Raw genomic sequence first — 11,393 nt, 5'->3', positions numbered from 1 at the left:
ATAGGTTAATTCCCGAGTATAATAGTCAACATTATGAGCGCCACCTATACCTTAAAAATTCTGGCTGATTTTGCCTCTGCACATACCCTTAGGGACTACCCTGGGGATTGTCGTCGCATGCATGGCCATAATTGGAAACTTGAAGTCGAAGTCACTGCCAATGCACTTAACCAGCATGGTATGGGCATGGATTTTAAAACCATTAAAACGGCGACTCGTGAGTTAGCAAAAACACTGGATCACCGTTATCTGAATGATATTCCCCCGTTTGATGAGATTAATCCTACGGCAGAAAATATCGCCCAGTTTTTTTACCAGCGCCTTAGCGATACGCTAAACACCGACACAGCCAGAGTCTCTGGTGTCACGGTATGGGAAACCGACCGTGCCTGTGTCAAATATAGTGAGGATTAACCCGAATCATGACCGATCAAAACAAGCCAATAGCTGCAGCAGAAATCGAAGACGTTCAGAATATCAAAGATAAACGTCACATTGCGATTGATAAAGTTGGCATAAAAGATATTCGCCATCCTGTTGTGGTCAGTGATCGCACTACCGGTGAACAGCACACTGTTGCCAATTTTAATATGTATGTGAATCTGCCACATCAGTTTAAAGGCACACATATGTCACGTTTTGTTGAGATTCTTAATCAACATGAACGTGAAATTACCGTTAAGTCATTTCATACCATGTTGGGCGAAATGACTGAACGTCTGGATGCTGAATCCGGCTACATTGAAATGAGCTTCCCCTATTTTGTAAATAAAGAAGCACCGATTTCAAAAGTCCGCAGTCTGATGGATTATCAAGTAAGTTTTATTGGTGAAATTGTTGCCAAGAAAACCAGCATGACTGTCAAAGTCATTGTGCCGGTTACCAGCTTGTGCCCATGTTCAAAAAATATTTCGGATTACGGTGCACATAATCAGCGTTCACATGTCACATTGACCGTGAAAACAGATAGCTTTATCTGGATTGAAGACTTGATTGATCTGGTAGAAGACGAAGCGTCATGCCAAATCTATGGTTTGTTGAAGCGTCCGGATGAAAAATATGTCACCGAGCATGCTTACGACAATCCGAAATTTGTTGAAGATATGGTTCGCGACGTTGCAGCGCGTTTAAATGCCGATAGCCGTATCAAAGCATATACAGTCGAATCAGAAAACTTTGAATCGATTCATAATCATTCAGCCTATGCGTTGATCACTCAGGGTTTTGATTGATTTACTGAAGATGCCTTTTACTAATTAAGCCAGTTGCACCCGCAACTGGCTTTTTTATTTGACTAGAATTTTTGGCGTAAATCCAGCCGTTCGCCTTTGCGTTCCATATCAAACGCATTTAGAAAACTCATTCCCAATAAAGCCCGTTGTGGTTCTGGACCATCAATCACGACAGCCGCAACATTTTCCAGTGAAATATCACCTAGTTGCACAGATTCCAGTTCGATACTGTAAGCAAGTTCAACACCAGAAGCGGTTCTGACACCAATCTGGTTCGCGTTAAGATAATCTAAGCCTAACCGTTTTGCAGTCTCACCATTTATAGCAATGACTGATGCTCCAGTATCCACCATAAAATCTACTGTATATCCATTAACTGAACCACTGGTCAAATACATCCCATTGGTCGGCCATATACTCACTACAGGCATTTCAACAGGGGCCGAATACATAGCACCAACCCGATTATTCAGTTCAAATACACCCTGCCTGCCTGCAATATCCAATATTGCCTGATTGCTGTTTGCGCTGATTAAGGTCACGCCTTCCGGAGTTCGCTGTCCAACAGATAAAAAATGTTGCTGCTGATTAATTTCCAACACGGCATGATCGCGATATAGTCCCATAACCAGAATCTGCAAATCCTGTGACCATACGTTCTGTGGAATACACAGTATAATGAACATTGATATTGTTAATTTATGCATTGTACCCACTCAACAAAAAGCCATTAACTGCAAACAGCATGACTGAATCAACTTACCCTACCGTGACCGGCATCATTCTCGCCGGTGGCGAAGCACGCCGTATGGGCGGTAATGACAAGGGCCTGATACCTTACGTAAATCAGCCGTTGATTGCGCATGTCATTCATCATCTTGCACCTCAGGTTGAGCAGTTGCTCATCAACGCTAATCGTAATATAGAGCGTTATCAACAATTTGGCTATCCTGTCATCAGCGATTCGCTTTCCGGCTTTCAAGGACCATTGGCTGGCATGCTGGCCGGAATGCAAATGGCAACCACCGATTATATTCTGACGGCTCCCTGTGACAGCCCCTCTCCCAGTCCGAAGTTACGACAACGCATGCTGGAGAGTTTATTATGCTCATGTAAAAAAATCGCTGTCGCCACCGATGGCAAGCGTATTCAACCAGTATTTTCATTATTACACTGTGAACTGGCAGAGGATTTACAGAAATATCTCGCTTCTGGGGAAAGAAAGATTGATCGCTGGTTTAAGCAACAGGGAATGATTGAAGTAGATTTTTCTGACCAACCTGAGAGTTTCACCAATTTCAATCATCCGGAAGACCTGCAATCACCTGCCTTGTCCTGTTCAGTACCTATATTGGGAATTGCCGCATTTAGTGGCACTGGCAAAACCACCTTACTCACCCAGTTGATTCCTAAACTTCGCTCTGCCGGAATACGCTTAGCGGTTATAAAACATGCGCATCATCTATTTGATATCGATCAGCCCGGTAAAGACAGTTACCGAATTCGTGAAGCAGGTGCCAGTCAGGTACTAGTGGCCTCCCGAAAACTGCTGGCACTGATGCAAACCAATGAAAATGGACAACAAGAACCACTTTTATCCGACTGTCTGGCGCGTCTGGATTTAGAGAATTTGGATTTGATTCTGGTCGAAGGCTTTAAACAGGAAGCAATACCGAAGCTGGAATTACATCGCGCAAGCATTGGTAAACCTCTGTTGTTTCCGGAGGATCCCAATATTATTGCCATTGCCACTGACTCCGAACTGACAATTGAACCTCAAATACCCGTATTGAATTTAAACGATTTTGGCGCCATCCTGAACTTTATAAACAACTATATTCGGCAATACCACCATGACTGACTTTACGCCCCAACCAAGCTGCGCCACTCCTGAACCCGTTAACACTCTGAGAGTGGAAGACGCCAGAGAGAAAATTCTGCAGCAGATATCAGCAATCAGCTGCTGGCGAAAAGTCGCATTGCGCGATGCGCTGGGACAGGTATTACATGAAGATGTGATTTCACCGCTATCCGTCCCTCCGCATGCTAATTCGGCAATGGATGGTTATGCGGTACGTGGCGAAGATTTGAAGCATCAATTAATCTCATTAAAACGGGTGGGCAGTGCCTTTGCTGGCAAACCTTTCGACAAAACCGTTCATACCGGTGAATGTGTAAGAATCATGACGGGTGCAATGATGCCCAAGGGTTGTGACACGGTCATCATGCAAGAACAAGCTGAAGTTAATAATGATCTGATAACGCTGCACGGAGAACATCATAGCGGCGAAAATGTGCGACTCGCCGGAGAAGATATTCAGACCGGCGCTGTGGTGCTTACTGCAGGACGTCGAATTACCTCAGCCGATTTAGGCTTACTGGCGTCATTGGGATTTGCAGAACTAAAGGTTCGTCGTCGAATTCGGGTGGCATTTTTTTCTACTGGTGATGAACTACGTTCGCTTGGCGAAACTTTGAACCCCGGCGATATTTATGACAGTAACCGTTATACCTTGTATGCCATGCTGACACGTCTGGATGCTGAGATCATCGATATGGGAGTCGTTACCGATAATCCCGACACATTACGTGAAGCTTTGCTGCAGGCCGCCAAGGAAGCCGATGTGGTGATTACCTCTGGTGGTGTGTCAGTGGGTGAAGCCGATTATGTTAAGCAATTGCTGGATGAACTCGGCGAAGTGCATTTCTGGAAAATCGCAATGAAACCCGGCAGGCCGCTTGCTTACGGCAAAATTGCAGATGCTCATTTTTTCGGTCTGCCCGGTAATCCGGTTTCGGTGATGGTAACTTTCTATCAGTTTGTACAACCTGCTTTACACAAGTTGGCGGGTGCCATTTATCACGCGCCAATGGTATTACAGGCGATTGCAGCTGAGAATATTCGTAAGCGCCCTGGGCGGTTCGAATTTCAACGGGGATTATTACGCAGCAATTCTGCCAATCAATTGGAAGTTACGATGACCGGCGAACAAGGCTCCGGCATTCTGCATTCCATGAGTCATGCCAACTGTTTTATTTTACTGGATGAAGATTGTGACGGTGTAGCTGCCGGTCAATCTGTCACCGTGCAACCCTTCGCAGGTCTGATCTAATGTCTGAAAATCAATTGAAACAACAACACGAATTCAACAAATTACATAAACGGCTACGCCGCCAGGTCGGCCAGGCAATTGCTGATTACGACATGATTCAGGATGGCGATAAAGTCATGGTATGCCTGTCAGGTGGTAAAGACAGCTACACCATGCTCGATATTTTGCTGAATTTACGCGATCACGCACCAATTGATTTTGAGTTGATTGCGGTCAATCTTGATCAAAAGCAACCCGGATTTCCAGAGCATGTATTGCCAGAATATCTCAGTAAAATCGGCGTGCCATTTCATATTATCGAAAAAGATACCTACAGCATTGTTAAGGAAGTGGTTCCTGAAGGCAAAACCACCTGTGGTATTTGTTCGAGACTACGTCGTGGATCGTTATACGGTTATGCGCGTCAGCATGGCATCACAAAAATCGCCTTAGGCCATCATCGTGACGATATTATTGAAACGCTTTTTTTAAATATGTTTTATGGCGGCAAGACCAAAGCCATGCCGCCCAAACTGCTGAGTGATGATAAAACCAATATTGTTATCCGACCACTCTGTTATGCCAAAGAGTCGGATATCACCCGCTATGCTGAAGCGAGAGCCTTCCCAATCATTCCATGTAATTTATGTGGCTCTCAGGAAAATCTGCAACGTCAGGTGATTAAGGAAATGCTGCAAACCTGGGAGAAACAGCATCCCGGTCGTGTTGAGAATATTTTCCGTAGCATCCAGAATGTGGCCCCCTCACAATTGGCAGATCAGCAATTATTTGATTTTAAGGGACTTGAGCAATTTCGCCTCGAACCAACAGGTGATGAAGATTCGGCCTTTGATGAGCAGATCATTCCTGCATTAGCACGAGTGTAATTTCTTAATACCAGCATAGTAAGTTATGCACTTTCCGATGGATTGTTACAGTGCTCTTACAACATACTTTGCTAAGTCATTGAATGTACACAAAACAACCATATGTTATTGATTTTAAATGAATTTTAAATATGGTTATTTTTTAACCATTTAGTGCAGCTCTGTTAAAGAATAATGACTTAGCGATTTTCAACAATGTTAACCACAGACTTATCCACAGAAATTGTGAGTAAGTCGCTAAGCCATTGATCATCACTTTTAACTAATTGACTAGCAGGCTATTACAACAACAAAAATGAATATTTCAAATATTAAACACTGAAAGAATCAAATAGCAGGATGATTTAAAGTTAGCTGTGTGAAAAGCAAAAATAAATTTTATGGCACAATCTTTGATTTTTAATGCTGCCAATCGCAGTAAGTTATTCACTTTTTCCTAAATTGTTACAGTGCTGTTACAACAAGTTTTGCTAAGTTGTTGAATATACAAAATTGTTACATAACCATTTGATTTTATTTATTTTTTGCAACTGGTTAAATTTTAACCATTTTGAACAGCACTTTTATAGATTAACGACTTAGCGTTTTTCACCATTGTTACACACAGACTTATCCACAGAAATTGTGAGTAAGTCGCTAAGCCATTGATTGTTTCTTTTAAATGCCTGAGTTACTTAACGGGCGGAGTAAAATCTTCTGCAAATTCCAGTGCATTTCCATCTGGATCACGGCAGAAAAAAGCAGCCCGACCGGACTTGCTGCGTGAAAATTCTACACCTGCCTGTTCCAGCCGTTCGGCAAGTGCCTCAAGATCTTCGACAAGCAATGCGACATGACGATCCCGCCCTCCATGTTCCGGACGACCATCTGTCGAGTCAGGATTGGGTAATACCATCAAATGTAATTGTTGTTTGTTATCCAAATCCAGCCATGCGCCGTCATAGGCAAATTTAGGGCGATTCGAATTGAGAGGGATTTGCAAGACATCACAGTAAAACTTCAGCGACGTAGCTAAATCAGCCACCAGAAAACTGGCATGCGCTATAGACTTAATCATAAACAATTCCTGCAAATTAAAATAAAAACCAAGGGCTATTGCTCTTTTAGAGTCTCCTCTGAGCAGAGTCGTTTCTTTCAACCAGGCCTATTGGCGTGGTGTAACCATTCTACATAAGTCATTTCCAACACAATAGCGCGGAAAACAGTCCAAGACTGAAAGGGTGAAACAAAGTGGTTAATCAAAATAAATTGGCCGCAGGCTTAGCGATTGGCTTTTTCTACCTGAGCAATTCCGAATGCAGCAACAAAAATAAATGCCCCACCCAGCCATTCCTGAACGGTCATCATTTCTGTAGTGAGTAAAGCTGAGGAAATCGCGGCAACAATCAATTCAAACAACATGATAACTGCTGCCAGATAAACCGGCATTCTGGCAAGTCCATATAGAACGGTCATTGTCATGGCGATGATAATTCCGCCCCCCACCAAAACAGCACTTAGCCATACAGATAGACCCACTGAGGGTAAGGAAGCCTGCTGTAATAGCAAAACGACTATTGATACCGCGACCACTCCCCATAAAATGATGGTAGTTTTTAAAGCCATTGGCACTGCCGCCAGCTTTCGACTCAACACATTGTTCACCGCAAAACACAGACTGGCAAACAAGGCCAGCCAATCTGCTAGCCCATGTGGCCATGGAAATCCCACTTCGGGTCGCCATAACATTAAGACCGTGCCCCCCATCGCCAGCACAAACATAATAATGGCTGCCAGAGACAACTTTTCACCTAGCCACCAGCGACCTAATATCACAGACCATAACGGCGATAAGTAAAACAACAACATCACCCGCATTACCTGACCTTCATTCAACGCGACTAAAAAAGCAAGATTGGTCATACCTGCCGCCAGGGCCAGCCAAAGCAGATCGGCAGGAATATGTTTCCAGCGATAACGGTTTTTGATAAAAATCGGCAGACTGGCGATGCCTGCTGTGAGGTACATAATCAACGTCACCCAGACCACCGACATGCCAGCCTGTTCGAACAGGCGCATCGGATACCAGATAATGCCCCACATTGTGGCAGCAAATAACAGACTAAGGATTGCAAGCTTGGATTCTATTGGATTAATAGTGTTCATAATGATGCTTATAACACGACAGTCAGTTGAAGCGTTATAATGGCCGAATTTTTGTTATCCGGCGATATGTATTAATGAATCCAGATCTGGCCCTATTACACCCTTATCCTTTTGAGAAATTAGCCGAACTGCAGCAAGGTTGCCAACCGCCGAGTGATCTGCCGCATATTTCGTTATCCATTGGTGAGCCAAAGCATCCTACTCCCGGTTTTATTACTGAAGCGGTCATTAGTCATTTGCATGGCTTATCGGCCTATCCAACAACGGCAGGTAGTATCGAATTACGCCATACCATTGCAAACTGGCTGGATCAACGATTTCAGTTAGCAGGACATATCGACCCTTTATCGCAGGTTCTGCCGGTTAATGGCACCCGAGAAGCATTATTTGCCTTTGCTCAGGCGATTATTGATCGTCGTAAAGATCCACTGATTGTCATGCCCAACCCGTTTTATCAGATCTATGAGGGTGCGGCATTTCTGGCAGGAGCAGAACCCTATCTGCTTAACTGCACTGAAGAAACCAGCTTTGTACCCGATTTTGATGCTGTTCCCGCAAGTGTCTGGTCTCGCTGTCAGTTGTTATATTTATGCAGCCCGGGCAACCCGACTGGTGCGATTGTTGATGCAGAAACGCTGACCAAACTGATTCAACTGGCCCATGAATACGATTTTATTATTGCGGCTGACGAATGTTATTCCGAAATCTACTTTGATGAAGCCTTACCACCAGTAGGTTTATTACAAGCAGCTGTAGCAGCTGGCTATAACGATTTAAGCCGCTGTGTCGTTTTTCACAGCTTATCCAAGCGCTCTAACGCGCCAGGATTAAGAAGTGGTTTTGTGGCAGGCGATGCCAGTGTTATGAAATCCTTTCTGCGTTACCGTACCTATCATGGCTGTGCGATGCCACCATCAACCCAGTCTGCTTCTATTGCTGCCTGGACAGATGAAGCGCATGTGGCACACAACCGGCACCTGTATAGAGAAAAATTCGCAGCCGTACTCGACATTCTGTCCCCGGTGATGAATGTCACCCAGCCCGAGGCAAGTTTTTATTTATGGGCAGAAACACCGATTGCCGATACCGATTTTGCTCGCGGCTTATTTGATCAATATAACGTCACCGTATTGCCGGGACGTTTTTTAGCCAGAGATACCAAACAGGGTAATCCTGGCGTTAACCGGATCCGCATGGCATTGGTTGCACCTCAAGATGAGTGCGTCGAAGCGGCTATGCGGATCCGTGACTATATTGAAACCTTATCTTAATAATTTGGAGAAACCGATGAGTGATATCCAGCAGATTATCGAAACGGCATTTGAACGCCGTGCAGAAATCACCCCAGCCAATGCTGATGCGCAAGTACGTAATGCCGTCAATGAAGTTCTGGGAATGCTCGACAGTGGTAAAGCCCGTGTCGCAGAAAAACAAAATGGTGATTGGGTCGTCAATCAATGGCTGAAAAAAGCCGTTTTATTGTCGTTCCGCCTGAATGATAACCGCCCGATGTCTGGCGGTGAAACACAGTATTTTGACAAGGTTGAACCAAAATTCGCCAACTTTACCGAAGCTGATTTCAATACTGCCGGTGTGCGTGTGGTTCCTCCTGCAGCAGCACGTCGTGGTTCATATATCGCACCAGGCGTTGTTTTAATGCCCTCTTACGTCAATATCGGTGCCTATGTTGATTCCGGCACCATGGTTGATACCTGGGCTACCGTTGGCAGCTGTGCACAAATCGGTAAAAACGTCCATTTATCGGGTGGTGTGGGTATTGGTGGCGTACTTGAACCTTTACAAGCCGGCCCGACTATCATTGAAGATAACTGCTTTATCGGTGCCCGTTCTGAAGTGGTTGAAGGCGTGATCGTTGAAGAAGGTTCAGTGATCTCAATGGGTGTTTACATTGGTCAAAGCACCAAGATTTTCAACCGTATGACCGGTGAAATCAGCTATGGTCGTATTCCGGCTGGTTCTGTAGTCGTTTCGGGTAACCTGCCTTCTAAAGATGGCACTTACAGCCTGTACTGCGCTGTTATTGTAAAACAGGTTGATGAAAAAACCCGTGGTAAAGTCGGTATTAACGAATTACTGCGTGATATCTAAATAGTTTTAATTGGCGGTAACAGCATAGAGCCGTTACCGCCTTTTCCACTGCTACATGCAGTGAAGCCAATGATGCAAAATGAATTGATATACTGTATCATTTACCATCAATTCGCCTACCCTGTGGGCTTTTTCAGGTGAAACGGCAACGATGAAATTGTTTGGCATTAAAAATTGTGACACGGTCAGAAAAGCCAGACGTTGGCTGGATGGTCACCAGATTACATACCACTTCCATGATTTTCGTACCGATGGTTTGGATCAATCCATCATCCAACAGTGGTTGAATTACGTCAGCTGGGAACAGCTTATCAACAAACGTGGCACCACTTGGCGCAAGCTTGAAGACCCGCGTAAAGATGAGCTTGATCAACAATCTGCTGTCGAGTTAATTCTCTCGCATCCCACACTTATTAAACGCCCGGTTATCGAAGATGCATCCGGTGTATCAATAGGTTTTAATGAATCTGATTTTCAGGCCCGATATGCAAAATAATCTTTCTGACACTGTTCAGCTCACCATTGACTTGATTCAACGTGACAGCGTGACACCTGTTGATAAAGGCTGTCAGATCATGCTGGCAGAACGGTTGGCGAATAGTGGCTTTAATGCTGAATACCTACGCTTTGGTGAAGTAGATAATCTGTGGTGCCGCCGTGGACATAATGGTCCATTATTTGTATTTGCCGGACATACCGATGTTGTGCCTACCGGACCGGTAGATAAATGGAGCCACGAACCGTTTGCCGCCAAAATTGAAGACGGCATTTTGTACGGCCGCGGTGCAGCAGATATGAAAGGCAGTATTGCCGCTATGGTGACGGCTTGCGAACGTTTTGTTACTGAGCACCCTCAGCATGCTGGCAGCATTGCTTTTTTACTGACTAGCGATGAAGAAGGTCCGGCCACTGATGGTACCGTTAAAGTTATTGAAACATTGCAGGCACGTCAGGATCATATCGACTGGTGTGTCGTCGGCGAACCCACCAGCACTGATAGAGTGGCAGATGTAGTTAAAAACGGTCGTCGTGGCTCGTTAAATGGCTATCTGACAGTTCAAGGCAAGCAGGGCCATATTGCCTATCCTCACCTGACTGATAACCCGGTACATAATCTGGCCCCGGCATTGGCTGAACTCTGTGCGGTGCAATGGGACCAAGGTAATGCTGATTTCCCGCCTACCAGCTTTCAGGTATCCAATCTGAACAGCGGCACTGGTGCGACCAATATTATTCCCGGCACAGCAGAAATGATTTTTAATTTCCGTTATTCCACGGAAGTGACCCACGATGAACTGCAACAAAAGGTCGAGGCGATTCTCGATAAACACGCTGTGGCATATCAATTAGATTGGGTGTTATCGGGTAAACCCTTCCGCACAGCAGGCGGTAAATTACTTGAAGCCGTACAGGTGGCAGTTAAAACCGTCACCGGTTATGAAACAACTCTATCTACTTCTGGTGGTACATCCGATGGTCGTTTTATCGCGCCAACTGGAGCACAGGTAATTGAACTGGGTCCGTTAAACGCGACCATTCACCAAATTGATGAACATGTGTCGGTTGCCGATCTGGATACATTGTCGGCTATTTATCAGCAGTTACTCACTGAATTGCTGGTGAACTAATCCCTATGCAAATTCGGCATACCAAACATCTGTTATGGCTCTTTGCAGCAGCATTATTGCTGATGCAATCCATAGCCGTTTGGCACGATGCCGAACATGCGTTTCATGATCATATAGCATTATGTGATCAGTTAAATGTTGTCAGTCATACCCCATCTACCGATAACCACAATCAGCTGAAAATTACTGTCTGGCAACAATATTTTCAATTTCAATCTTCTGTAAGCCTCCCTGCTCGTTTCGAAGATTTTTATCTTTCATTCGCGATTCGCGCTCCCCCCATTTTCTCATAGCGTTCAA

Annotated in this window: 13 protein-coding genes; 10 read left to right on the top strand and 3 right to left on the bottom strand. The window is 44.7% G+C overall.

All coding sequences use genetic code 11. The features are described from left to right. Window positions 1-33: 33 nt before the first annotated feature. Together queD and folE2 are read left to right on the top strand one after the other, a co-directional pair. Window positions 34-414, top strand: a complete 381-nt coding sequence (queD, locus tag B3S93_RS10245) for a 6-carboxytetrahydropterin synthase QueD (protein WP_292358045.1) — start codon at window positions 34-36, stop codon at window positions 412-414. 8 nt (window positions 415-422) lie between these two features. Then, the gene (gene folE2 / locus B3S93_RS10240) at window positions 423-1,232 is read left to right on the top strand and encodes a GTP cyclohydrolase FolE2 (RefSeq protein ID WP_292358044.1); all 810 of its coding nucleotides are present in this window, start codon (window positions 423-425) and stop codon (window positions 1,230-1,232) included. Window positions 1,233-1,294: 62 nt separating this feature from the next. On the opposite strand, the gene B3S93_RS10235 is transcribed toward folE2, so the two are convergent. Beyond that, the gene (locus B3S93_RS10235; protein ID WP_292358043.1) at window positions 1,295-1,918 is read right to left on the bottom strand and encodes a retropepsin-like aspartic protease family protein; all 624 of its coding nucleotides are present in this window, start codon (window positions 1,916-1,918) and stop codon (window positions 1,295-1,297) included. Window positions 1,919-1,977: 59 nt separating this feature from the next. On the opposite strand from B3S93_RS10235, the gene mobA reads away from it, so the two are divergent. The 3 genes from mobA to ttcA are packed head-to-tail and all read left to right on the top strand — an operon-like array spanning window position 1,978 to window position 5,211. Beyond that, the gene (gene mobA / locus B3S93_RS10230) at window positions 1,978-3,093 is read left to right on the top strand and encodes a molybdenum cofactor guanylyltransferase MobA (RefSeq protein WP_292401820.1); all 1,116 of its coding nucleotides are present in this window, start codon (window positions 1,978-1,980) and stop codon (window positions 3,091-3,093) included. Further along, window positions 3,086-4,345, top strand: a complete 1,260-nt coding sequence (locus tag B3S93_RS10225) for a bifunctional molybdopterin-guanine dinucleotide biosynthesis adaptor protein MobB/molybdopterin molybdotransferase MoeA (RefSeq protein WP_292401817.1) — start codon at window positions 3,086-3,088, stop codon at window positions 4,343-4,345. The genes mobA and B3S93_RS10225 overlap by 8 nt, the downstream gene beginning before the upstream one ends. Further along, window positions 4,345-5,211 carry a tRNA 2-thiocytidine(32) synthetase TtcA gene (ttcA, locus tag B3S93_RS10220; RefSeq protein ID WP_292401813.1) on the top strand — a complete coding sequence of 289 codons (867 nt, stop codon included), beginning with the start codon at window positions 4,345-4,347 and terminating at the stop codon, window positions 5,209-5,211. The genes B3S93_RS10225 and ttcA overlap by 1 nt, the downstream gene beginning before the upstream one ends. A 670-nt stretch (window positions 5,212-5,881) precedes the next feature. Here the strand turns inward: ttcA and B3S93_RS10215 are convergent. Together B3S93_RS10215 and B3S93_RS10210 are read right to left on the bottom strand one after the other, a co-directional pair. Then, complete coding sequence (locus B3S93_RS10215) at window positions 5,882-6,268, bottom strand: VOC family protein (protein WP_292401811.1); 387 nt, start codon at window positions 6,266-6,268, stop codon at window positions 5,882-5,884. A gap of 203 nt (window positions 6,269-6,471) precedes the next feature. Then, on the bottom strand, window positions 6,472-7,356 hold the full coding sequence (locus B3S93_RS10210; protein ID WP_292401808.1) for a DMT family transporter: 885 nt from the start codon (window positions 7,354-7,356) through the stop codon (window positions 6,472-6,474). A gap of 74 nt (window positions 7,357-7,430) precedes the next feature. On the opposite strand from B3S93_RS10210, the gene dapC reads away from it, so the two are divergent. The 5 genes from dapC (at window position 7,431) to B3S93_RS10185 (ending at window position 11,386) form a co-directional block, all read left to right on the top strand. After that, window positions 7,431-8,627 (top strand): succinyldiaminopimelate transaminase, encoded by a 1,197-nt coding sequence (gene dapC, locus B3S93_RS10205; RefSeq protein ID WP_292401805.1) that lies wholly within the window; start codon window positions 7,431-7,433, stop codon window positions 8,625-8,627. A 16-nt stretch (window positions 8,628-8,643) separates the two neighbouring features. After that, a complete protein-coding gene (gene dapD / locus B3S93_RS10200) occupies window positions 8,644-9,465 on the top strand; it encodes a 2,3,4,5-tetrahydropyridine-2,6-dicarboxylate N-succinyltransferase (protein WP_292748751.1) in 822 nt (273 codons plus the stop codon). A gap of 151 nt (window positions 9,466-9,616) precedes the next feature. Then, complete coding sequence (locus tag B3S93_RS10195) at window positions 9,617-9,961, top strand: ArsC family reductase (RefSeq protein WP_292748749.1); 345 nt, start codon at window positions 9,617-9,619, stop codon at window positions 9,959-9,961. Continuing rightward, window positions 9,951-11,093, top strand: coding sequence for a succinyl-diaminopimelate desuccinylase (gene dapE, locus B3S93_RS10190; RefSeq protein WP_292748747.1), 1,143 nt, complete (start codon window positions 9,951-9,953; stop codon window positions 11,091-11,093). The genes B3S93_RS10195 and dapE overlap by 11 nt, the downstream gene beginning before the upstream one ends. A gap of 5 nt (window positions 11,094-11,098) precedes the next feature. Next, complete coding sequence (locus B3S93_RS10185; protein WP_292748745.1) at window positions 11,099-11,386, top strand: hypothetical protein; 288 nt, start codon at window positions 11,099-11,101, stop codon at window positions 11,384-11,386. The last annotated feature ends 7 nt before the right edge of the window (window positions 11,387-11,393 follow it).

The organism is Methylophaga sp. UBA3613 (assembly GCF_002375415.1).
GTDB lineage: Bacteria > Pseudomonadota > Gammaproteobacteria > Nitrosococcales > Methylophagaceae > Methylophaga.
Note: the sequence above shows the minus strand (reverse complement) of the source record. Positions and strands in the feature narration are given on the sequence as shown.

Bases quoted from the DNA above. Each gene is read 5' to 3' on its own strand.
- B3S93_RS10185 (WP_292748745.1), top strand. From the start codon at position 11,099: ATGCAAATTCGGCATACCAAACATCTGTTATGGCTCTTTGCAGCAGCA.
- dapE (WP_292748747.1), top strand. From the start codon at position 9,951: ATGCAAAATAATCTTTCTGACACTGTTCAGCTCACCATTGACTTGATT.
- dapD (WP_292748751.1), top strand. From the start codon at position 8,644: ATGAGTGATATCCAGCAGATTATCGAAACGGCATTTGAACGCCGTGCA.
- B3S93_RS10210 (WP_292401808.1), bottom strand. From the start codon at position 7,356: ATGAACACTATTAATCCAATAGAATCCAAGCTTGCAATCCTTAGTCTG.
- B3S93_RS10195 (WP_292748749.1), top strand. From the start codon at position 9,617: ATGAAATTGTTTGGCATTAAAAATTGTGACACGGTCAGAAAAGCCAGA.
- mobA (WP_292401820.1), top strand. From the start codon at position 1,978: ATGACTGAATCAACTTACCCTACCGTGACCGGCATCATTCTCGCCGGT.
- ttcA (WP_292401813.1), top strand. From the start codon at position 4,345: ATGTCTGAAAATCAATTGAAACAACAACACGAATTCAACAAATTACAT.
- B3S93_RS10225 (WP_292401817.1), top strand. From the start codon at position 3,086: ATGACTGACTTTACGCCCCAACCAAGCTGCGCCACTCCTGAACCCGTT.
- queD (WP_292358045.1), top strand. From the start codon at position 34: ATGAGCGCCACCTATACCTTAAAAATTCTGGCTGATTTTGCCTCTGCA.
- B3S93_RS10215 (WP_292401811.1), bottom strand. From the start codon at position 6,268: ATGATTAAGTCTATAGCGCATGCCAGTTTTCTGGTGGCTGATTTAGCT.
- B3S93_RS10235 (WP_292358043.1), bottom strand. From the start codon at position 1,918: ATGTTCATTATACTGTGTATTCCACAGAACGTATGGTCACAGGATTTG.
- folE2 (WP_292358044.1), top strand. From the start codon at position 423: ATGACCGATCAAAACAAGCCAATAGCTGCAGCAGAAATCGAAGACGTT.
- dapC (WP_292401805.1), top strand. From the start codon at position 7,431: ATGAATCCAGATCTGGCCCTATTACACCCTTATCCTTTTGAGAAATTA.